General features: G+C 59.2%; 17 protein-coding genes and 2 pseudogenes. 3 read left to right on the top strand and 16 right to left on the bottom strand.

The features are described from left to right. Positions 1–120: 120 nt before the first annotated feature. From AACY49_RS20495 to AACY49_RS20465, 7 genes and pseudogenes are all read right to left on the bottom strand, one after another. Positions 121–1,030, bottom strand: a pseudogene (locus AACY49_RS20495) (PAAR domain-containing protein); the annotation flags it as partial. Positions 1,031–1,125: 95 nt separating this feature from the next. After that, positions 1,126–1,404 carry a hypothetical protein gene (locus AACY49_RS20490; RefSeq protein ID WP_339526041.1) on the bottom strand — a complete coding sequence of 93 codons (279 nt, stop codon included), beginning with the start codon at positions 1,402–1,404 and terminating at the stop codon, positions 1,126–1,128. Positions 1,405–1,510: 106 nt separating this feature from the next. Then, positions 1,511–2,521, bottom strand: a complete 1,011-nt coding sequence (locus AACY49_RS20485) for a hypothetical protein (RefSeq protein ID WP_339526039.1) — start codon at positions 2,519–2,521, stop codon at positions 1,511–1,513. Positions 2,522–2,745: 224 nt separating this feature from the next. After that, a complete protein-coding gene (locus AACY49_RS20480) occupies positions 2,746–3,147 on the bottom strand; it encodes a hypothetical protein (protein WP_339526037.1) in 402 nt (133 codons plus the stop codon). Continuing rightward, complete coding sequence (locus AACY49_RS20475) at positions 3,131–7,501, bottom strand: RHS repeat-associated core domain-containing protein (RefSeq protein ID WP_339526035.1); 4,371 nt, start codon at positions 7,499–7,501, stop codon at positions 3,131–3,133. The genes AACY49_RS20480 and AACY49_RS20475 overlap by 17 nt, the downstream gene beginning before the upstream one ends. A 12-nt stretch (positions 7,502–7,513) precedes the next feature. After that, positions 7,514–7,948 carry a DcrB-related protein gene (locus AACY49_RS20470; protein WP_339526033.1) on the bottom strand — a complete coding sequence of 145 codons (435 nt, stop codon included), beginning with the start codon at positions 7,946–7,948 and terminating at the stop codon, positions 7,514–7,516. A gap of 18 nt (positions 7,949–7,966) precedes the next feature. Next, on the bottom strand, positions 7,967–9,904 hold the full coding sequence (locus AACY49_RS20465) for a type VI secretion system Vgr family protein (RefSeq protein ID WP_339526032.1): 1,938 nt from the start codon (positions 9,902–9,904) through the stop codon (positions 7,967–7,969). A gap of 248 nt (positions 9,905–10,152) precedes the next feature. Between AACY49_RS20465 and AACY49_RS31925 the strand changes: the two are divergent. From AACY49_RS31925 to AACY49_RS20450, 3 genes and pseudogenes are all read left to right on the top strand, one after another. Next, a pseudogene (locus tag AACY49_RS31925) lies at positions 10,153–10,230 on the top strand (hypothetical protein); the annotation flags it as partial. A 357-nt stretch (positions 10,231–10,587) separates the two neighbouring features. Then, complete coding sequence (locus AACY49_RS20455) at positions 10,588–11,121, top strand: hypothetical protein (protein WP_258698178.1); 534 nt, start codon at positions 10,588–10,590, stop codon at positions 11,119–11,121. Between the two features lie 88 nt (positions 11,122–11,209). Beyond that, positions 11,210–11,473 carry a hypothetical protein gene (locus tag AACY49_RS20450; RefSeq protein ID WP_258698177.1) on the top strand — a complete coding sequence of 88 codons (264 nt, stop codon included), beginning with the start codon at positions 11,210–11,212 and terminating at the stop codon, positions 11,471–11,473. A 152-nt stretch (positions 11,474–11,625) separates the two neighbouring features. On the opposite strand, the gene tssH is transcribed toward AACY49_RS20450, so the two are convergent. From tssH to tssC, 9 genes are all read right to left on the bottom strand, one after another. Then, positions 11,626–14,304: a type VI secretion system ATPase TssH gene (gene tssH, locus AACY49_RS20445; RefSeq protein ID WP_258698176.1), complete on the bottom strand. Its 2,679-nt coding sequence runs from the start codon at positions 14,302–14,304 to the stop codon at positions 11,626–11,628. Continuing rightward, positions 14,297–15,349 (bottom strand): type VI secretion system baseplate subunit TssG, encoded by a 1,053-nt coding sequence (tssG, locus tag AACY49_RS20440; RefSeq protein WP_258698175.1) that lies wholly within the window; start codon positions 15,347–15,349, stop codon positions 14,297–14,299. The genes tssH and tssG overlap by 8 nt, the downstream gene beginning before the upstream one ends. Continuing rightward, positions 15,313–17,169 (bottom strand): type VI secretion system baseplate subunit TssF, encoded by a 1,857-nt coding sequence (gene tssF / locus AACY49_RS20435; protein ID WP_258698174.1) that lies wholly within the window; start codon positions 17,167–17,169, stop codon positions 15,313–15,315. The genes tssG and tssF overlap by 37 nt, the downstream gene beginning before the upstream one ends. Beyond that, on the bottom strand, positions 17,166–17,678 hold the full coding sequence (gene tssE, locus AACY49_RS20430) for a type VI secretion system baseplate subunit TssE (protein ID WP_258698173.1): 513 nt from the start codon (positions 17,676–17,678) through the stop codon (positions 17,166–17,168). The genes tssF and tssE overlap by 4 nt, the downstream gene beginning before the upstream one ends. Then, positions 17,672–18,109 carry a hypothetical protein gene (locus tag AACY49_RS20425; RefSeq protein WP_258698172.1) on the bottom strand — a complete coding sequence of 146 codons (438 nt, stop codon included), beginning with the start codon at positions 18,107–18,109 and terminating at the stop codon, positions 17,672–17,674. Before AACY49_RS20425 ends, tssE begins: the two co-directional genes overlap by 7 nt. A gap of 68 nt (positions 18,110–18,177) precedes the next feature. Then, positions 18,178–18,618, bottom strand: a complete 441-nt coding sequence (locus AACY49_RS20420; protein WP_258698171.1) for a hypothetical protein — start codon at positions 18,616–18,618, stop codon at positions 18,178–18,180. Continuing rightward, complete coding sequence (locus tag AACY49_RS20415; RefSeq protein WP_258698170.1) at positions 18,615–19,073, bottom strand: type VI secretion system amidase effector protein Tae4; 459 nt, start codon at positions 19,071–19,073, stop codon at positions 18,615–18,617. Before AACY49_RS20415 ends, AACY49_RS20420 begins: the two co-directional genes overlap by 4 nt. 82 nt (positions 19,074–19,155) lie before the next feature. Next, positions 19,156–19,644, bottom strand: coding sequence for an Hcp family type VI secretion system effector (locus AACY49_RS20410; RefSeq protein ID WP_258698169.1), 489 nt, complete (start codon positions 19,642–19,644; stop codon positions 19,156–19,158). Positions 19,645–19,878: 234 nt separating this feature from the next. Further along, positions 19,879–21,372, bottom strand: coding sequence for a type VI secretion system contractile sheath large subunit (gene tssC, locus AACY49_RS20405; RefSeq protein WP_008007702.1), 1,494 nt, complete (start codon positions 21,370–21,372; stop codon positions 19,879–19,881). Positions 21,373–21,387: the final 15 nt, after the last annotated feature.

Here is a 21,387-nt window from a genome sequence, read left to right as displayed (position 1 = left end):
CGGGCAGTTGGGTCTGGATCAGGTTGCCGAGTTCGTCATAGTGGTGGTGCAGGCTGCCGGCGGCGCTGTTTTCGGCGAGCAACTGGCCGGTGGCATCGTAGGCGAAGCTCAGGGTCTGGGCGTTGCCTTGCAGGTCGGTGAAGGTGACGGCGGTGAGCTGGTCCAATGGGTCGTAGGTGTAGTCGGTACGGCCATCGACGTCGCGCCGCCGATCAGCATGCACGGCAATTTGCTGAAGAACTTCCCTTTGCCGCCCTTGAGCATCAGCAGCGGGGTGACCGCCAGCCCTACGCCCGGGGTTTTGCCGCTGCGGATCTCGCGCACCACCACCGAACCGCCACCAATGGTCACGTTGGAAGAGATCAGCCCGGAGCCCACCACCTTGGCATCGCAGGTGCTGCGGTCGCCGCTGCGCAAGGCGGGTTGGCCGTTGATGGTGACCTTGTCCGAGCCCTCGGCCATGAACTGCGGCGGCATCGGCGGATGCTTCATGCAGACGAGCAGGTCCAGCGGCTTGGGCACCGCGCCGGGCGCCGGGGTGGCAACGGTGGGGCGCCACATCTGGGAGAAGAAGCTTTCGGCCATGTCGAGGTAACTGGCTTCAGCTTCCGGCTCGGGTGCCTCCAGCTCGGTACCGGCCGGCGCGACATGGGACGGGATCGCCCCGGCGGCGCGGGCGGCGGGAATGTTGTTGGTGAGGGTGTTGGTGGAGCCGGTGAGAATGTTCGTCTGCACCGTGGGCGGAAACAGCGCGTTGCTGAAGCTCTCGCACAGGTTACTCAAGCCCTTGTCGGCCCCGCTCTTGCTCATGGCGAGGCCCACGATCGTGCCCACCACCAAGCCGAGCACGAAGCAACCCAACCCCCCCGGTGACGACCGTGATGCGGGTGGCCGCGACCACGGCAGCCGTCGCCACCGCGGTGATCGCGATGTTGGCCGCCACCTCCAGCACGCCGCCAAGAATGTCGGCCATCATCGAGGTGTGGTTGAGCGCATCGCCCAGCCGGGCGGCCCAAAGTGCGTCAGACATGCGGGATGGTCATCCGACGTAAGCGTCTGACGGCTGCGTAATCGTTGCGCTTGTGGCGCAATTCGATGCCTTCCATTGCACTTCTATCCTTGTCGTTACGGCATGCGCATTAGCGCAGTCCTCAAGCGTTTGATCAGCTTGGGATTTTTGAGGCAATCGGCTGGCCGTATGTTATCCAGGGCGGGCACTTGCTGTTCGATCCACCACAACCCTTCCTCAAGACCTCTTTTACCGTTAAGGACGACCGCCATATCGAGGTTGCCATCCAAGGCTTTCGCCAGCGTGCGGGCGTCGTCGTCGAAATAGACTTGGTTATACAGATCCACGACCTGCCAATCGGCATCGCCGGGGTATTCGTCTTCCAGTTGTTCCATCTTCAAAAAATCCAGCTATTTGGGCTCGGCAAGGTTCTTATCGCTCGCATTCATTCGCTGCTAATGAGCTTCACTGCACGGTTTAGGGGGCCGTTTATGAGGGCTTCTATAGGCTGTACAAGATATTGTAGAACGAGGCTGGATTGTCTTTTATCGAGGATAAATCCTGGCCTATGGATATTTTTTCGAATAATGATTTATTGATTGCCATTCGACGAGTGATTATTGCTTCCAGCAGTTTGCTGAACAGTGTCTCATTATTGACGTATTTTTTCAGTTTTAGAATTTCGCGAGGCTTGTTTTTCAAAATATGAAAGGAGTAATTCATTAAAATAATATTGGAAACAAACAGATTTTCCGTTGATTGAAGGGGGTTGACCGTATCGATCAAAGCATTAAATATCTGCTTCTTGTTTTCAGCGTATGCGTGCAAAAATACATCGGGATACATGAGTTCGCTGTGACGGTCATTAAGCCTGAAACGGTAATTTGTGTCGTCGGGTTCGGTCAATAATGTGACGATGCTTGTTTGATAGTTTTTCAACGCGCTTAACAATTCATGTTCTTTTCTACTATCAAACTTGATCGCTTTGTAAACTAAGTCGATAACATCCAAAAAAGCTACAGGCCCCAGAGAGTCGGTAGCCATTATCAGCTGATTATCCTTGATGCTGAACCGTCGATACGCTTCGTCGTCGATACTCAATTCGAAAAGCAGGAACCTGAGCATGTAGTTCCTGAGCTGTGCATCCGCGTCGAGAGGACTGTTCTTCAAGCTGATCAACTGAATCAGATAGAAGAAAATAAAATAGTCTTTGTTGGTTCGTTGACGGTTGTCGATTTCAAGCAGATAGCCAAAGCGGGACAGGACCAAGAGAAGGGCATAGCAGTCCGACTCCGCGAAACCGTTTCTCAACATGGACTTTTCTAAAGCGCTTACGGAAAACAAATCGTGCCAGCGGCTCACATAGAAGGTCGAACCGTTGCGTTTTCTGGCGACGACAGACAGCAGTGAGGGCTCGTCTTCTTCGTAAAAAACAGCGCCCAGCTTCGTTGGACACGGCCGGATGTTCAGGAAATTTTCAAGCTTGTATGAAAGTAGATTGAATATGTCCATTTTTTAAGGTTTTCCACATGCTGTCATGATTTACCCGGACCGCTTTCTCACCTTTTGTATTCGGAACCAGACCCCCTTTACCGCCTTGAAGATTGCCCAGTGCGCGGCTTCGGTATCGCCCATCTTCTGGGCTCCGTCAGGCTGAAAACCCTTGTGCAATGTGGCTTTTGCAGGAAAGTCCATGCTCCGGTAATACCTGAAAACTTTTATTCTGGCACTTAGCATTATCCTGCCGCATACAAATAAATTGCATCTTCTGAAATGTATATTGTTTTGCTGTTTGGATGTGCCTGGATTGGAGAGATTAATAACTCGCGCAGATCACCTGATGTCACGGCGTCATCAAGAAAACTCAAGAGATCGTTTCTTTCTGCCTTATACAGCTCTCCCTTGAAAATCATTTTTTTACCTTTGTAAGCGATCAGTTTGTGTGCCACATAATAGTAATCTGAAGTCATGTGAGGCCCCAGATCTCTAAGTGAGTCGAGTGCTTGAATGAAATCACCTGAAAGTGTTGGCCGTAACATCATTGAATAGATAGCCTCTCTGCTTTCATTTGGACCTAATTCAAACTTTTTCAGTTTTTCCAGCCGATAATTATTTTTCATTCTAGTTTGGAACGTCATAGAAAATATGACCATCCCCTCCATTGTTGTACCACTTGATATGAGGTGTGTCCCCAAAGCCGTCCTCTGGAGCCATGTGTTGCTCGTAACCTTTAGGGTATTTTGCTACACCATCGGCACGAGCGCTTTGAGTATGAGCCTTATAGCGGTTCATATTGCCTTGTGATTCTTTCAAGAAGGCCTTGGCATCTGAGCTTGATTTTACCTTTACTTGGAATTTTTCCCCGTTTGCCATGGCCATCTTGTTATCTATGACTGCTTGCTTCCACTCTTTTGAGCCTTTAGTCAATACGCGCATCTGTGATGCTTTTTGATTCAGTTTTCCCTTGTAGGCGCTGCACGCCAAGCCTTTGGGGTCGACCCACTCGAAAGGATTCGGAGCGTATTGATAAAGATTTAATCCACCCGCTAACCCTATCGGGTCAGGTGTAGTGAACCTTCCTACATCCGGGTCATAGAACCGAAACGTGTTGTAGTGCAGCCCGGTCTCCCGATCCAGGTACTGCCCCTGAAACCTCAGGTTCTGCTGCTCAATGTAGTACGGCTCGCACACCTCTTCCAACGTGTTGCCCCACACCCGATAAGTCGCCTGCCAGACGTTGTGGCCGTCCGCTTCGGTGAGCTGCTCCGGCAGGCCGTTGAGGTCGTTGTGGTAGTAGCGGATCTTTTGCAGCGGGCCGGTGCCGTCGACGCGGGCCAAGGGTTCGTAGCCGTCGTCTTCATAGAGGTACAGGCTGGTTTGCTGGTGGCGGTGTTCCTGCAACAGGCGCAGGCCGTCCCAGGTGAAGTGAGTTTCTCCCAGTGGATAACCCTTGCCGTCGTGCTCGGTTTTTTCGATGCGCCGACCCAGTGGGTCGTAGGTCATCCTGACCACACTGCCGTTTGCGTTGTGCACTTCAATCAACCGGCTTTCGGTGTCGTAGGCAAAGCGCTGCAAGCCCCGTTTGGCGCTGCGTTTTTCGATCATCCGGCCAAACGCGTCGTAGCGATAACGCTTGTCCTGATAGGTCAGCAGTTTGTTGTGCACCACCAGCCCGGCGCCGGGTTGCGGACCGTCCAGCAGGTTGGCGGCGGCATCGTAGGCGAAGGTTTCGCGCTGGCCGTGCAGGCTGTCCTGGCTGGCGATGATGCGGCCGGTGGCGTCGTAGTGCAGCAGTTGGCGGTGTTGCGTGGCGGGTTGCTGGTCGAGTTTGCCGATCAGGTTGTCGGCGGGGTCGTACTCGAAATGTTTCTGCACGGCGGCCGGCAGCAGCGATGGCTGGCTGGTGTGTCGGCGTTGGCGTGAGCGCAGGCGCCCGCTGCGGTCGTAGTCGCTACGGGTGCTGATCTGGCCTTGGGTGCGCAGCACTTCGCGGTGCAGGCGGTCGCGTTCGAAGTCGCTGATGACCTGGCCGTCGAGGTTGATCTGGTGCAGGTGGCCGCTGCCGTAGTACAGACGATTGAGCCAGCGGCCGTCGGGCAGTTGGGTCTGGATCAGGTTGCCGAGTTCGTCGTAGTGGTGTTGCAGGCTGCCGGCCGCGCTTTGTTCTTCGAGCAACTGGCCGAGGGCGTCGTAGGCGAAGCTCAGGGCTTGTGCGTTGCCCTGGTGGTCGGTGAAGGTGACGGCGGTGAGCTGGTCCAGTGAGTCGTAGGAGTAGTCGGTGCGGCCATCGTCGGTGACTTTGGCGATCAGCCGGCCGACGGCGTCGCGTTCCAGTCGGTGAACGATGGGAGCGGGGGGCGACTCGGGGACGACGGCCAGGCCGCTGCCGTAAGGCGCCGGAACAGCCGTGACCGCCGCGACGTTATCCAACAGGTCATAGGTGTAGCGCTTGGCGCTGCCGTCGAGGTCTTGTTGTTCAATCAGTCGGTCAGCGGCATCCCAGGCAAACCGATAACTCTCGCCGTTCTCGTTGGTCAGCGCTTGCAGCCGCCCATAGCGGTCATACCCGAACTGCACCTGCCGGCCATGGGCGTCGGTACGCTGACGCACCTGGCCGCGACGGTTGTGTTGATAGAGCGTGGTGTGCCCGGCCGGGTCGGTATAACCGGTCAGCTGGCCGCTGACGTCGCGCTGATATTGCTCGGTGCGCCCGTCCGGCAATTGGCTGCTGAGCAATCGCCCCTGGGCGTCGTAGCTGAACTGGGTACGCTCACCGAGGGCATCGGTGATGGTTTGCAGATAGCCGCGGTTGTCGTAGCTGAACCGCGTCGGATAACCCGAGCAATCGATGTGTTCGATTAATTGGCCGAACGGGTTCCAGCGCAGCTTTTTGCTTTTGCCGGTGGCGTCGATGATCTCGACGACCTGGCCGTGGGCGTCGTAGCGGTAGCGGGTAACGTGGCCCAGCGGATCGGTCTCGGCGATGCAGTTGCCGCGCTGATCGTAGCGGTATTGCCAACTGTTGCCCGCGGCATCGGTTTCCACCAGCGGCAGGGCCCAGTGTTCCAGCCATAGGGTCGAGTCGCTGCGGCCCAGGGGGTCGGTTTCGCCGATCAGGTTGCCGGCGTCGTCGTAGCTGTATTCGTAGTGCCCGCCCTGCGGGTCGGTGGCGTTGAGCAATTGGCGTTCGTCGTTCCACTCGAACTGCCAGGTGTGGCCGAGGTTGTCGGTGTACTGGGTGATCTGGTGCTGGGTGTTCCAGCGCCGTGTGCTGACGCGCTGCAAGCCATCGGTGATGCGCGTGACACCGGCGATGAGGTCATAGTCGAACTGGTAAGCATCGCCTTCGTCGGTCCAGTGTCGGACCACGCGCCATTCACGGTCTTCGATCAACGCCCATTCATAGAAGCAACGCAGCCCCGTGGGCAACTGATGCTCGACCATCCGCCGCCCGGCATCGTAGGTGAAGCGCCGTTGCACCTGGCCGGTGGCGTCGCGCACTTCGGTTAGATTGCCCACCGTGTCATAGCCATAGCTGACGAGCACTTCGCGATGCTGGTCCGGGTAGACCCGTTCCACCTGACTGACCCGTGTCTGAAGGTAGGTCAATTCCACCTGAACCAAGTCAAAGGTGTCGCGCAGTTTTACAAGGCGTCCGGCGTCGTCATAGTCGAGGTGGATGCGGTTGTCGTTGCGATCACCCAATTGATCAAGACGCAGCAACGCTGCATTGCCCGGCGTTGGATTGAACAAACGGTAGATGCCGTCATCGCTTTCAATCAGTAACTGCCCATTAACGTGCCGTCGAACGCTCAGCCCTTCACCCGCGCTGAACACCGCGCCGCCCAGGGGGATCGAACCCATGTCGATGCGCCGGCCCTGTTCATCGGTGTAGACCAACGTTTCGCCGCCCTCCGGGTGAGGCAGGATTTCAACCTGCACCTCGTAGGACACACTCCAACCCGCCCCGAACAACCCATCACGACGCTCGTCGCGGCTGTTGTAGACGCGTTGCCAATCGATCGGCAAGACCCCGGGCAACACGAAATCCAGCTCTTCATCGCCCCCCAGCACCTTGGCCCCGGTGGCGGCATGCACCGGGTTCGACGAACCCATGGCGGCGTTGGCCATGGCGCCCATCGCGCTGCTGACGGCCATCGACGTCGCGCCACCGACCAGCATGCACGGCAATTTGCTGAAGAACTTCCCCTTGCCACCCTTGAGCATCAGCAACGCGGTGACCGCCAGCCCAACGCCCGGGGTCTTGCCGCTGCGGATCTCGCGCACCACCACCGAACCGCCGCCAATGGTCACGTTGGAGGAAATCAGCCCGGACGATACGACCTTGGCATCGCAGGTGCTGCGATCGCCGCTGCGCACGGCGGGCTGGCCATTGATGGTGACTTTGTCCGAGCCCTCGGCCATGAACTGCGGTGGCATCGGCGGATGCTTCATGCAGACGAGCAGGTCCAGCGGCTTGGGCACCGCGCCGGGTGCCGGGGTGGCGACGGTGGGGCGCCACATCTGGGAGAAGAAGCTCTCGGCCATGTCCAGATAGCTGGGCTCGGCTTCGGGCTCGGGTGCCTCCAGCTCAGTGCCGGCCGGCGCGACATGGGACGGAATCGCCCCGGCGGCGCGGGCGGCGGGAATGCTGTTGATCAGGGTGTTGGTGGAACCGGTGAGAATGTTCGCCTGCACCGTGGGTGGAAACAGCGCGTTGCTGAAACTCTCGCACAGGTTGCTTAAACCCTTGTCGGCGCCGGTCTTGCTCATGGCAAGGCCGACGATCGTGCCCACCACCGCGCCAAGCAGGAAACACCCGAGCCCGCCGGTGGCGACGGTGATGCCCGTGGCCGCCACCACGGCAGCCGTCGCCAGCGCAGTAATCGCGATGTTCGCTGCCACCTCCAGCACGCCGCCAAGAATGTCGGCCATCATCGAGGTGTGGTCGAGTGCATCGCCCAGTCGGGCAGCCCAGAGCGCGTCAGACATGCAGGGTGCTCATCAGGCCGGAACGTCGAACAACAGTGAATTCTTGATGGTCGCCCAATGCGCGGCTTCGGCATCGCCGAGTTTTTCCGCCTTCACGTAGCTCAGGGCGAGCATTTTGCGGGTGCCGGGCAATACCAGCGCCAACTGATACTGGAAGACTTTGTCGTTGCCCTTGTTGAACTGGCTGCGCAATTCGATGCCTTCGACTTCCTGGTTGGCCCCTAGGCGCACGGCGACGCCCGGTTGAAAACGCAAGTCTTGCACTTGTTTTTCCAGGCGCTTGAGCTGGTCGTCGAAGTTGCTTTGCAGAGTTTCGCCCTCGGCCAGCAAGCTGCGGCTGACAATCAGCGAAGTGCCCAGTTCAGGGAACTTGAGGATGTTGATCGACGCGTCTTGCAGTTCGCCTGCCGGCAGCTGGAACTGGAACTCATTGATGCGGTAAGTCATGGCGCTTGAATCTCGTGGTTAGCCCTTGGGCTTGGGAAACGCGGCATTGATGTTGGCGTCGATGCTGGCCTTGACGCCCTGGCCGTCAGGCGTGGCGCCAGGGCCGCCGCCGTTGTTCAGGTGCAGCACGCCGCCGGTGTTGATCTCGGCATCGCCGCTGGCATAGAAGCTGATTTGCACGCCGGTCAGGTTGATCTGGCCGCTGGCATTGAGCTCCAGGATGCTTTCACCACAGACCAGCCGCAGGTTCTCACCCACTTCAATGACGTAGCTCTGGCTGATGCTGTCGGTCTTGCGCTGGCCCACCGACAGAATGTCTTCCTGTTTGACGATACGCAGGCGGTTGTTGCCGATGGTCACCGTCTCGTTATGCCCAATGCTCTTGTTGCGGTCGTGACCCACCGAGTGGCTTTCATCCGCCTCGACCACGATGTCCTGATTGCGCTCGGCATGGATGTACAACTGCTCGGCGCCTTTCTTGTCTTCCATGCGGATTTCGTTGAAATTCGCCGGTGAGCCGCCCTTGCTCGAACGGCTTTTCATGCCGCTCTGGGTGGCGTTTTCCGGCAAGTCGTAGGGCACGGTCTGTTCGGCATTGTAGACGCGACCGGTGATGATCGGTCGGTCTGGGTCGCCTTCGAGGAAGCTGACGATCACTTCTTGGCCGATCCGTGGGATCTGCATCGAGCCCCAGTTTTTACCGGCCCAGGATTGCGACACGCGAATCCAGCACGAACTGTTTTCGTTGGACTGGTCGTGGCGGTCCCAATAGAAATGCACCTTCACCCGACCGAACTGGTCGGTCCAGATTTCCTCGCCCTTGGGGCCGACCACCAATGCCGTCTGCGGGCCTTTGACGATGGGGCGGTGGGTATTGGGAAGGGGCCGGTAGCTTTGTTGTGCGTCGATGCAGGTCAGGCTGCTTTCGAACTGCGCCGAGGCGGCGCCAATGCCGGTTTCCCCGCTTTCCTGGGAAATGGAGTAGCGGGTGCCGACGATCAGGTATTCGCGGTTCTGGTCCTGGCGGCTGAAGCCGGTGAGGCTGAACAAATGACCCGAGCCCAAGCCCCGGGCGTTGCCTGAGAGCTCGACCTGTTCGTGCAGGGTCTGCAAGGCTTCGATGCGGGTACGGGCGTAATGTTCACCGTCTGCGCTTTGCACATAGGTGCCGGGGTAGTCGTACAGCGGATAATCGCCGGCGGTGTGCGGACGGGGCATGGCCGAGCGCACGTCAATTCGCGCGCTGGGGCGCTGGAAGTCATAGTCGTTGAGTTCCAGCGAGCCCGGCTGGACTTCCTGGGCCAGGTGCCAATCGTGGATGTGATCGCGTTCGCGCTGCTGTTCATTCTTGGGGTAATACGGCACCGAAGCGTAGCCGGGCGCGCTGGTGTGGGCGCTGTAGGCATCGGCCAGCACCAGCACATGACGACCCTGTTCATGGCGGAAGAAGTAGTAGATCCCTTCCTGCTCCATCAGGCGGCTGACGAAATCGAAACTGGTTTCGCGATACTGCACGCAGTATTCCCACTCGCGATAGGGCCGGCTCAGGGCATCTTCGAAATCGGAAAAGCCCAGGTCGCGGAACACCTGCTTGATGATCTGCGGGATGGTCAGGTTCTGGAAAATCCGGCAATCGGAGGTGCGGGTCAGCAGCCAAAGCCAGGGCCGCAGCGTGGCCTGGTAGCTGGCGAACTGGCCCTGATCGACGTTCTGGCTGCAACGGGCAACGATGCCATGGAAATGGCGCTCGCCACCGTCGTCCAGTTGCAGGCTCAGGCACATGGGTTTGCCGAGCAACTGGTTGAGGTCGATGGCATTGTCCAGCGAGTGCAGCTGCAGCTCATAGTTGAACAGCCGCCCCAACTCTTCGCCGCCGCCCATGTCCTTGAGCAACAGCACTTCAGGTCCCAGAGGGCTGGTGATCTTTGCCAGGCGTGAGGCTTGGTTGAATAACATGGTTGTCCTTATCGCTGCCGCAATCCTTTTGACGCTGCGCAAGATTGCAGCCTTTTGACTTTAAATATCAAGAGATCGCAGCCTTCGGCAGCTCGTACAGAGGAGCGTGATCGCCTGGGGCGGTTACGCTGAAGGCATAATGTAGTTCGTTACTTGGGGGAGAGGAACCAGGTTCTTGATTGTTGCCAGGCATTACCTGAATATCTGCTCCTCCGCGCGTCACCTCACGTCCATGGAAGGCGATTACTGTGACCTCTTACCGCATTCAAGAAGCCGATCTTGACATCCCCGATACCTGGCAGGACCAGAGCATCAATATTTTTGAGCCTGGTGAAGCGCTAAGGGCGTACGTGGAAAAAGCAGACGCTGACTCAATTCGCGTTCGAATTATTGATCGCACGCTGGACTCCGCTTTGCGTGCAATCGGGTTTTCGAAGACGGCAGAGAATGATGTTTATTTTTTGGATGTCCCGGACGGCACGCAGAAGGCCAAGGTATTGGATGCTCTACGTTTACTGGGAGTGGCCTTTTCGGCGGGTAAGGAATGGTGTCCGTCTGAAGTCTTTGAATACTTTCGGGACATGGGTTTGCTGAGCGGTAAGTATTTGAGAGTCTCGTGGACGCAGCCCGGCCAATACCTTCTTGCGGACGCTTGAGCCATGGCAACAAGGGGAGAGTTTTCAATGAGTACCAATCTAGACAATGTATTGCTGCTTGCCCTGGCCTATGACGAATTGGATAAATTCCTCGTAGGCGAGCCGTTCTACTTTCAAGAAGCCAAAAACGACTACGATGAACCGCAGAATATCGTCGTGGCCTTCGATTTGCTGGTGTTGCGTTACTGGCTGCAGACCCGCGACGCCAACTTCCCCGCACGCTTCGTGGCGGCTTTTCTCAAGCTTCTCGCGACCTACCCCGATCGTAATCGGGCGATCTATGCCGCAGCGGGCTGGCTTAGGTATTACCGATATTGCCTGAACCAAAAGCGCGAGGAGCCCGAGGGGCTCTATGCCGAGCTGTTCGAAATCGACATGGGGTCCGTGGCCTTAGCCCTTCGAAGGCAGCTTGAGATCAATAAGGCAGCGCTTATCCTGGATACACGTTGGGCTGGTGGCAGTTGGAACAGCGAGAACGGTTTATGGGAGCCGTTGATGCGTACCGCCCTGAACGTCAGGGACAAACTTGGAGGGCCGGACTACGTGCCTGCCAATATCTGATGAGTTATAGATCGCTGGATGTAATCGATGCCGGAAGCATTTCACTAAACGACCTCAGTTGAACGGTATTAGCGTTTTAGAGATGACCGTGAAATTTCAAGATATTTTGGTAAGTCGTGAACACATGTTCTCCGTGGGCTTCGAACAAGACTCGGGCCGATTTTACGTATCTATACCGGTCAGCAACGGCATGGTCGACTACGAGGAATACTATGAAGTTGATCGCGCGACCTTTGATCTTTTTAAGCGCGACCCGGATGCTGCACTGCGGTTTGTTATGCGTTGCAGGAAGCGTGAACTGGACGAACTGTTGATTGTCCAGCCGGGTACCAACCGTGGCACCGCCATCTGATGATGGGCACGCGCCATTTTTCACCTGCCGGAACCGGATCAAGTGTGGGAGCAGGCTTGCTCGCGAATGCAATCTGTCAGCGACATTGATGTTGGCTGACACAACGCCTTCGCGAGCAAGCCCGCTCCCACACTAACCGTGTTCTGGTCAGGTCAGGCTGCGTCGCTGAAGTCGTAGTGCAATTCGTTATCCCGGGCGCTGATCCGCACGCCTGCCAGCGCTTTGCCTTCGAGCATGCGGGTGAGGAACTCGCGGCTCATGTCCGGTAGCAGGCTGTTGGTCAGGATGGTGTCGATCATCCGCCCACCGCTTTCGGTTTCGGTGCAGCGGGAGACGATCAGGTCGATCACCGCGTCGTCGTAATCGAACGCCACTTTATGGGTGTTCTGCACGCGCTTCTTGATGCGGTTGAGTTGCAGACGGGTAATGGCCTTGAGCATCTCGTCGCTGAGCGGGTAGTACGGAATGGTCACCAGGCGGCCCAGCAATGCCGGCGGGAAAATCTCCAGCAGCGGCTGGCGCAGGGCCTTGGCGATCTCTTCGGGCTCAGGCACGTTTTGCGGGTCTTTGCAGACACGGGCAATCAACTCGGTGCCAGCGTTGGTGGTCAGCAGGATCAAGGTGTTCTTGAAGTCGATCACCCGTCCTTCGCCGTCCTCCATCACGCCTTTGTCGAAGACCTGGAAGAAGATCTCATGCACGTCCGGGTGGGCTTTTTCCACTTCGTCCAGCAGCACCACGCTGTAGGGTTTGCGCCGCACGGCTTCGGTCAGCACGCCGCCTTCGCCATAGCCGATGTAGCCCGGTGGCGCGCCCTTGAGGGTGGACACGGTGTGAGCTTCCTGGAATTCGCTCATGTTGATGGTGATGACGTTCTGCTCACCGCCGTACATGGCTTCGGCCAGGGCCAGGGCCGTTTCGGTCTTGCCCACGCCGGAGGTGCCCGCGAGCATGAACACGCCAATCGGCTTGCTCGGGTTGTCGAGGCCCGCGCGGGAGGTCTGGATGCGTTTGGCGATCATCTGCAAGGCGTGGTCCTGGCCGATGATGCGTTTCTTCAGGTGCTGGTCGAGGTTGAGCACGGTTTCCAGTTCGTTACGGGCCATGCGGCCTACCGGAATGCCGGTCCAGTCGGCGACCACCGAGGCCACGGCCTGGTAATCGACCGTCGGCAGAATCAGCGGGGTTTCCCCTTGTAGCGCACTGAGACGCTGTTGCAGGTCCACCAGTTTCTCGCGCAGGGCGTGGCTGTCTTCACTGCCAACGTCGCTGTCTACCACACCGACGCTTTCGCGCAGGGTGGCGCGGGTGGCGAGCAGTTCGTCCACCAGGGTTTTCTCTTCAGCCCAGCGGCTTTCGAGTTCGGCCAGGCGTTCGCGCTCGGCGGCCAGCAGGTTTTCACTGTTGCTCTGGCGGGCGCCGATGACGATGCCGATGGCATGCTCGCGGGCGATGATTTGCAGTTCGGTTTCCAGCGCCTCGATGCGACGACGGCTGTCGTCCACTTCCGCCGGCACGGCGTGCAGGCTGATGGCGACGCGGGCGCAGGCGGTATCCAGCAGGCTCACGGATTTGTCCGGCAACTGGCGCGCCGGGATGTAGCGATGGGACAGCTTGACCGAGGCTTCCAGGGCTTCGTCGAGGATCTGCACCTGATGGTGTTTCTCCATGGTCGAGGCCACGCCGCGCATCATCAGCAGCGCCTTGTCTTCGGACGGCTCGGCGACTTGCACCACCTGGAAGCGGCGGGTCAGGGCCGGGTCTTTCTCGATATGCTTCTTGTACTCGGCCCAGGTCGTGGCGGCCACGGTGCGCAGGGTGCCCCGGGCCAGGGCCGGTTTGAGCAGGTTGGCCGCGTCCCCGGTGCCGGCGGCGCCACCGGCACCTACCAGCGTGTGGGCTTCGTCGATAAACAGGATGATCGGTTTTGGCGAGGCCTGGACGTCTTCGATGACCTGGCGCAGGCGCTGTTCGAATTCACCTTTCATGCTCGCGCCGGCCTGCAACAGGCCGACGTCGAGGCTGCGCAGTTCCACGTCCTTGAGCGCCGGCGGCACGTCACCGGCGACGATGCGCAGGGCAAAACCTTCGACCACGGCGGTTTTACCGACGCCGGCTTCACCGGTCAGAATCGGGTTGTTCTGCCGACGGCGCATGAGGATGTCCACCAGTTGGCGGATTTCTTCGTCACGCCCGACAATCGGATCTAGCTTGCCGCTGCGGGCCTGCTCGGTGAGGTCGACGGTAAAACGCTTGAGCGCTTCCTGCTTGCCCATGGCGCTTGGGGCCATGGCACCGCTGGCTTCACCGGGCACGCTGCCTGCGTTGAAACCATCGCTGGCGCTGAGCGCATTTTCCGGCGAGTCACCGACGTATTCGTCAAAACGCTCGCTCAGGGCCTCGACCTTGATCTTGTCAAACTCTGCCGATAGCCCCAGTAGCCCATGGCGTAGGCTCGGTGTCTTGAGGATGCCCAACACCAGGTAACCGGTACGCACCTGGCTTTCGCCGAACATCAGGCTGCCATAGACCCAGCCGCGTTCCACGGCTTCTTCCACATGGGAAGACAAGTCAGTGATTGAAGTCGAGCCCCGTGGCAAACGGTCCAGGGCTTCGGTCAGGTCCCGGGCCAGGCGCGCCGGCTCGATATTGAACTGACGGATGATGCGGTGCAGGTCCGAGTCCTGCAATTGCAGCAACTGATGAAACCAGTGGACCAGTTCCACGTAAGGGTTACCGCGCAACTTGCAGAACACGGTGGCGGCTTCGATGGCTTTGTAGGCGACGCTGTTGAGTTTGCCGAACAACGCGGCGCGACTGATTTCACCCATGCTCATGGCTCCTTGAGATCTGTGAGGTGTTGGCCTGCTCGGCGTAGTGCCGGGCCAGTATTAAATCCTTGGCATCTTTTTCGGGCCGGCCCAGCCAGGTATTGAACCCCAGACGGAAGCGGCGATTGAGTTGCAGTGCCGGTACTTCGGGCTGTTTCAGAACCAGGTTCAGATCCCAGTCCAGTTCATGGCCCAGGTATTCGGCCACCCAGGCCACCAGTTCATTGAAGGGTTGGCTACCGGGCAGCATGCCCATGTAGTCATCCAGCTTGAGTGGCCCCAGGCGAATGCGGAATTTGTGCTGGCGATCCCAGACGTAACGGCCCAGGCAAAAATCCACGCCCAATTGATGGGCGCTGGCGCCCACGCGGCTGCGCTCCGGCAGCTCCAGCCATTGGCCGACGTACTCTTCGATCTCCACCGGCAGGCCGAAGTACTCGCTGAGAATGGCCTTCAAGCCGTCCGGGTAGCGGGTTTGTGCCGACAGATGACCGCTGTAATGCAGCTTCGCCGTGTCGGGGATCAGCCCTTGTTTGAGCAGGCTCGGCATGCCCCGACCGCTCAGTGCAGCCAGGCGTGCCGACCAGTAGTCATCGTCCGGGCGATCATGGCTGACCGTCGGCCGCGCTTCGGCCCAGGCCCGGTAAAACAGGCTCAGCAGGCGGTGATGGAACACATCCAGGAAGCGTTTACTGGTGCTGTCGGCGTTGTTGCGCTGGCGTTCGCGCACATATTCGGTGATGTGCAGCGGCAATGGACCGTTGGGGCCGCCGAGGCCGAAAAAGAACTGCTCCAGGCGCGCCGGCGAACCGTCGACGCCCGGCTGTACCGAAGCCAGGGTCGACGGGGCGAAGGTGCAATCGGCCTGTTGCCCAAGGCGCAACGGATCATCGGCCAGGCGCAACGAATGGCCCAGGCGTGGCAGTTCAGGCGATTCGCACTCGATGCGGCGCAACGCCTGGAAGAAGTCATATTCCCAGGGCTCCTGGTGCATCGCGTCCAGGGTACTCACAGGGTCGGACGGCGTCCGGGCTTGGCTTTCCATCGCATGATCTCGCCGCGTTCGGTGGTACGGATCACCGTCTCGGTAAAACTGTTGATCGACACGTAGCGTGCCAGGAAGCGCTCGAACACTGCACCGAGCAAGAAGACTCCAGTGCCGCGAAACGCGTTTTCATCGAATTCCAGGGTGATCTCCAGGCCACGACCAAACACGATCGGGCCCGGCATCGGCAAGCGTCGGGTGCAGGCCTTGCTGCTGACTTCGCGCAGGCCTTCGATCTGCAATTGCAACGCCGCATCGTTGCTGTCGCCGTACAGGCGCAGCAATTCGCGCAGGGCGGCGGCGCCCTGGCCTTGCTCGCTGAGGGACAAGTAATTCAGCGAAAGCTGGCTGATCAACCGCCAGGCCTTGGCGTCGTGGGCATGGCTGGCGCGTGGGCGGCTCGGGCCTGCCACGCAGCGCACCGCCGCTACCGGTGCGCTGTCGGCCAGGGTGAAGTCGGTCTTGCTATTGCCCACGCTCATGAACAGCGGCAGGTCGCGGTTGGTGCACAACGCCGTTACGCCCAGTTGGCGCAGGTCGTGGCGATAAGGCGCCTGCTGGCTGTCCACCAGGCTGACGAAGGTTTCGCTGCCGATGTAAGTCGAGCGCGGGCCGTTACGCCGCTGGCCGCTGGACAGCATGCGAGGTTCGCGCCGCACCGTGTACCAGGCCTGATCGCGGCCGTAACGAGACGGATCGCGTACCGCATAGAACGGCAAAAAAGGCTGCTCCGACCCGGTGCCGTGGCCGGTGAGGGCGGTCAGGGAATGAATCTCGAAATCCATTGGCCGGGTGCGGTCGGCGATCACATGGTGTTCATTGACCCGTTCCGACAAGTGGATGCGGTCCAGGCGCTTGGGAAACAAGTTGATGGCCGGGGTGCAGAACGGCAGGAACTGCGCGGCTCCGATGCCTTCCAGGCTCGGATCGTGACGGTCGAACAGCACGATCAATTCCAGTTCCTGGCCGTCGCAGCGTTTGACCGCCCGGCTCAACTGTGTGAAGTCGACAAACAGAAAACGGTGGGGCAGGGCGAAGTATTCCTGCAACAGGCGATAGCCCTGGAAGGCCCGCGGGACCACGGGCAGCGCGGCGTCGGTATCGTCGAATCCCTGGGAACGCAGTGCGTCCTGCGGCAGGCGTTCCACCCAAGCGCCGCCGGGCTGACGGGCGAACACGGCGCAGACATTGCCCAGCAGCTGTTCATAGAGGCGGAAGGGCTGCTCGTCTGCGCCACTGAGGTACAACGGCAGGTTGTCCAGAGCCAGACTGCTGAATGGCAGTTCGGCGCCCGTGCGCAGGGTCAGGCGCAGGCCGGCCTTGGCCTTGGGTTCACTGGCGGCCAAGCGCCCGAGCATGGCGGACGGGTTGCCGAAGTACTCGGCCTGGCTGACCTGCAATGGCCATAACATCACCGCGTGGGCGGTGCGGTACTCACAGCAGGTTTGGGTTTCGCGGCCCAGGGCGGCGCGCAGGACCGTGTCCCGGGGCAGGGGGAAGCCGCTGCTCAGCGAGCCTTCATCGGGGTCGGCCTGCAATTGCACCACAGTCATCGACGGTGTCGGCGCCAGGTAATGGGGATAAGCGATTTCCAGCAGGTTATGAGTGAAAGTCGGATATTCGGCATCGAGCTTGAGCTGTACCCGCGCCGTCAGGTAAGCGAACCCCTCCAGCAAGCGCTCGACATACGGGTCGGCGCAGTCCATGCCGGACAACGTCAGCCGACTGGCGATTTTCGGGTATTCCTGAGCGAACTCCGCCGCGCTTTCGCGCACGTGGTGCAATTCCTGGTTGTACAGTTCCAGCAGGCGCGGATTCATGAGCGTCTCCGCTGGTCGGCGTTGATCACTCGCACATGGCCGGATTCCAGGTCCAGGTCGGTTTGCAGCATCAGGCGCAGCGGCACTGGCTGAGCCCAGAGATCGCCTTCGATCTCGAAACTCAGGGCGTTGTGGTTCATCTCGGCGGATGCCCGGGCCCGCACGCGCAAGGTGTTACGCAGAATCCGCGGTTCGAACGTGGCGATAGCCTGGTGGATCAGCGCTTCAAGCGCTGCGATATCGACGTTCGACGCACTGTTGCCGGCCAGGGCTGGCAGCCCGAAGTTGACCACCGACGTGCCGGCCGGGGTGTGCAACGTCGCATCGGCGCTGAGCAATGAAGTGGTGTTGAGCAACCACGCCAGGTCACGCAGTACGGAGGCTTTGAGTTGGCTCAGGGATAGCACGCGCTTGTCGGCGCTTTCCTTGACGTTGCTCGGGTCGTCGTCGGTCAACCGGTCCAGCAGGGACGGTTGCAGGCGATCGCGGGTGGCAATTTCGGTTACCACGAGAAATGCGCCACGAAATTTTTCTGGTCCATGACGCCGGTCATGCAGCCAGCACTATGGGCGACCTTCGACACTTCCATGGGCTGGCCCTTGATTTGGCGGATGGCCTGATACCGAGCGTCACAATCACGGCTCGGAGGGGGCTCGGGCGTGGAGTGCTCCACGATAATGATTTGGGCGTTGTTGAAGGTCTCGACCCGTGGTTGACCTTTTCGGTCGACACTCAGAAAACAAGGCCACGGCATGTCCAGTTTCAAGAGGCTTTGGTCCTGTTTGCGCAAGGCGCATTGCTGATCGTGGCTTTCCAGGGTCAGTGTTTGTCCGGCGACAACTACCTGATTGCCGGGTGCAGCGGATGGTTGCTGTTCGGCCCAGGCATTGAGGCTCGGCAGGCCGCCCGACAGCAGTATCAACAGGATTCGTTTAATCATTTCAACCTTCAAAGCCCAATCTGTCTTGAGCGATGCGCAGAGTCGTGGACGATCGCATATGAGGTCGGTTACCAAAGGAAAAGAGCTGTGTAATCTTTCTGATCGCCTGCGCCTCGCAGGCAACTGGCACTGCGCGCGACCACCGAAGGTTCGAGCTGGCCTTTGACCTGGCGTACGGCGCGGTACTCGGACCGGCATTCGCGACTGTTCGCAGGATCAACGCTCATATGCAGCACGATCACGATCGGTACGTTGTTGAAGTATTCGACGTGAGGTTTGCCCTGCCGGTCGACCGCAAACTGGCACGGCCATGGCATCTCGAGTGGCAGCACGCTCTGATCCGGTTTACGCAACACGCATTGCTGCTGATCGTTCCCCAGCGTCAGTCGTTGCTCGCCCAGGGTGACAACCTGATCCTCGGAAGCAGGGGCAGCCTGTTGGCCGGCGCACGCCCACAGGCTCGACAGCACGCAGCACAGGGCCGCCAGGTTTCGGCTGGATCTGATCATGTCAGCTCCCAGAACCAGATGGCTTTTGATCGGTAGGCAGGGTCGTTGTAGCGGCCAATGGTCAAGCCACGATTCCATAGGTCGATATGATCGCCGGTGCGATTGTCAGCAGACTCCCCTGACTGCTGGAAACAATCCTTGAAAAAGATGAGCCCGGTCTTGTCTTGCAACTTGCGGCGTTCTTCGGCACTTCCACCGAGAATCAGTGGCCGCCCCAGATGATGCTTCCACAACCAGTTCGCCAGCGACTCGGCACCCCTGGCATGCTCATGTGCACATTTGGGTTCGGTATAGGTGGATTTGTTGACCTTGATGGTCAGCTCTGCATTGAGCGTCATGCTCATGCGGATAGCACACTGATTTTCCCAAGGCCCTTCACAGGGCTTTGCGTCAGGGTACTTAACCAGGAGATCGGAATAGGCTTTCCACAAATTGATAAACGAAGGCTTGGCCATGACTCAGACACCGGATGGGAAAGGATTGGATTCGAGCAAGCACCAAAACACCCCCGGCGTATAACGCCGGGGGCATCTTCGATTACACCTTGACGTTCTGACGGATGTTCCAGCCGAACTTGACCGGCCCGCCTTCCTTGGTGCCATCGGCTTTTTGCGGCTGGTAGTCCACCAGCACCTTGGCGAAGTTCAGGGTCAGGTTTTCGGTCAGGCGATCATCGCTACCCGAGCCGCCGGTGCTCAGGGAAGTGACCAGCACTTCTTCCAGGTTGATGATCATGTACTCGACCTGGCTTTCGCCGCCGGCCTTGCGCACGGTCAGCTTGACCTTGTCGATGTGCTTGCCGCTGGCGCAGTGCATCATCAGGTTCGGTGTGGCCTTGTCGACGTACTTGGTCAGCGACAGGTCCTGGATGTTCACCTTGCCTGCACCACCACCGCTGCCCACGTGCATGTTGCCGGACTGAGACATGCCCCAGCTCCAGTTCAAGACGTCGATTTCGTCCTTGTGGGCCTTGTCCATGGACTCGCCCTTGATGTCGCCGATCTTGATGAAAATATCAACAGCCATGTTTTCTCCCTGTGTGGTCTCTACCACATTGTTTGGTTAACGCCGACCTTGCGAAATCTGTTCGAAGCTCCTGCAGCATCACGCTCTTTTCGGGTCTGTCCCAATGCCAGTCAACGCACAAAACCTGTGGGAGCCGAGGCTTGCCCGCGATGCAGGCGCCGCGGTTTTCAGCCGGATCGCGTTGATGCCATCGCGGGCAAGCCCGGCTCCCACACAAGCGTGCCGCTGCAGTTTTTACGCGCCTTTGGCCGAAGGCAGCTTGGATACCAGTCGCAGCGACACGGTCAGACCTTCGAGCTGATAGTGCGGGCGCAGGTAGAACCTGGAGTTGTAGTACCCCGGGTTGCCTTCCACGTCCTCGACGATCACTTCGGCCGCCGCCAATGGGTGCTGGGCCTTGGTGGTTTCGGTGGAGTGCGCCGGGTCACCGTCGACGTAGTTGAGGATCCAGTCCTGCAACCAACGCTGCATTTCGTCCTTCTCTTTGAAGGAGCCGATCTTGTCGCGCACGATGCACTTCAAGTAATGGGCGAAACGGCAGGTGGCGAACAGGTACGGCAGGCGCGCGGCCAGGTTGGCGTTGGCGGTGGCGTCCGGGTCGTCGTATTCGGCCGGTTTCTGCAACGACTGGGCGCCGATGAACGCGGCGAAGTCGGTGTTTTTCTTGTGCAGCAACGGCATGAAACCGTTCTTCGCCAGTTCCGCTTCACGGCGATCCGAAATGGCGATTTCGGTCGGGCACTTCATGTCCACGCCGCCATCGTCAGTCGGGAAGGTGTGCGCCGGCAGGTTTTCCACTTCACCGCCAGACTCCACGCCACGAATGCGCGAGCACCAGCCGAAGTGCTTGAACGAGCGGTTGATGTTCACCGCCATCGCGTAAGCGGCGTTGGCCCAGGTGTACTTGGAGCTGTCGGCGCCGTCGGTGTTTTCTTCGAAGGCGAAGGCTTCCACCGGATCGGTCTTGGCGCCATACGGCAGACGCGCGAGGAAGCGCGGCATGGTCAAGCCGATGTAGCGCGAGTCTTCCGATTCGCGCAGCGAGCGCCAGCCGGCGTATTCCGGGGTGGTGAAGATCTTGGTCAGATCGCGTGGGTTCGACAGTTCCTGCCACGAGCCCATGCCCATCACGGTCGGCGATGCGGCTGCGATGAACGGCGAGTGCATGGCGGCGCAGACTTTCGACAACTCGCCCAGCAACTCGACATCCGGCGGCGACTGGTCGAAGTAGTAATCGCCCACCAGGCAACCGTAAGGTTCGCCGCCGAACTGGCCGTATTCTTCTTCGTACATCTTCTTGAAGATCGGGCTTTGGTCCCACGCGGTGCCCTTGAATTTCTTCAGGGTCTTGTGCAGGTCGGTCTTGGAGATGTTGAGCACGCGAATCTTCAGCTGCTCATCACTCTCGGTGTTGTTGACCAGGTAATGCAGGCCACGCCAGGCGCTTTCCAGTTGCTGGAAATCGGGGTGGTGGATGACCTGATTGACCTGGGCAGTGAGCTTGGCGTCGATGGCGGCGATGATTGACTCAATCGACTTGATGGCGTCGTTGGACACCAGGTCGGTCTGCGCCAGGGCCTGTTCGGCCAGGGTGCGCACGGCGGTCTCGACGGCTTCGCGGGCGCGGTCGGTCTTGGGTTTGAATTCTTGCAGCAGCAGGGAGGCGAACTCGCTGGCTTCTTCGGTGGTGCCCAGTGTCTGGGCGTCTGCACGTACTGAATCGGTCATGATCATTCGTCCTGA

Source organism: Pseudomonas sp. EL_65y_Pfl2_R96 (assembly GCF_963970905.1).
Lineage (GTDB): Bacteria > Pseudomonadota > Gammaproteobacteria > Pseudomonadales > Pseudomonadaceae > Aquipseudomonas.
This window is presented reverse-complemented; position numbering and strand designations above follow the sequence as displayed.

What these genes read in the sequence shown, in the direction of transcription:
- AACY49_RS20410 (WP_258698169.1), bottom strand. Translation starts at nt 19,644, where the DNA reads ATGGCTGTTGATATTTTCATCAAGATCGGCGACATCAAGGGCGAGTCC.
- AACY49_RS20470 (WP_339526033.1), bottom strand. Translation starts at nt 7,948, where the DNA reads ATGACTTACCGCATCAATGAGTTCCAGTTCCAGCTGCCGGCAGGCGAA.
- AACY49_RS20455 (WP_258698178.1), top strand. Translation starts at nt 10,588, where the DNA reads ATGAGTACCAATCTAGACAATGTATTGCTGCTTGCCCTGGCCTATGAC.
- tssC (WP_008007702.1), bottom strand. Translation starts at nt 21,372, where the DNA reads ATGACCGATTCAGTACGTGCAGACGCCCAGACACTGGGCACCACCGAA.
- AACY49_RS20485 (WP_339526039.1), bottom strand. Translation starts at nt 2,521, where the DNA reads ATGGACATATTCAATCTACTTTCATACAAGCTTGAAAATTTCCTGAAC.
- tssH (WP_258698176.1), bottom strand. Translation starts at nt 14,304, where the DNA reads ATGGGTGAAATCAGTCGCGCCGCGTTGTTCGGCAAACTCAACAGCGTC.
- AACY49_RS20480 (WP_339526037.1), bottom strand. Translation starts at nt 3,147, where the DNA reads ATGACGTTCCAAACTAGAATGAAAAATAATTATCGGCTGGAAAAACTG.
- AACY49_RS20415 (WP_258698170.1), bottom strand. Translation starts at nt 19,073, where the DNA reads ATGGCCAAGCCTTCGTTTATCAATTTGTGGAAAGCCTATTCCGATCTC.
- AACY49_RS20475 (WP_339526035.1), bottom strand. Translation starts at nt 7,501, where the DNA reads ATGTCTGACGCGCTCTGGGCTGCCCGACTGGGCGATGCACTCGACCAC.
- AACY49_RS20465 (WP_339526032.1), bottom strand. Translation starts at nt 9,904, where the DNA reads ATGTTATTCAACCAAGCCTCACGCCTGGCAAAGATCACCAGCCCTCTG.
- AACY49_RS20420 (WP_258698171.1), bottom strand. Translation starts at nt 18,618, where the DNA reads ATGATCAGATCCAGCCGAAACCTGGCGGCCCTGTGCTGCGTGCTGTCG.
- AACY49_RS20490 (WP_339526041.1), bottom strand. Translation starts at nt 1,404, where the DNA reads ATGGAACAACTGGAAGACGAATACCCCGGCGATGCCGATTGGCAGGTC.
- tssG (WP_258698175.1), bottom strand. Translation starts at nt 15,349, where the DNA reads ATGGAAAGCCAAGCCCGGACGCCGTCCGACCCTGTGAGTACCCTGGAC.
- AACY49_RS20425 (WP_258698172.1), bottom strand. Translation starts at nt 18,109, where the DNA reads ATGATTAAACGAATCCTGTTGATACTGCTGTCGGGCGGCCTGCCGAGC.
- tssF (WP_258698174.1), bottom strand. Translation starts at nt 17,169, where the DNA reads ATGAATCCGCGCCTGCTGGAACTGTACAACCAGGAATTGCACCACGTG.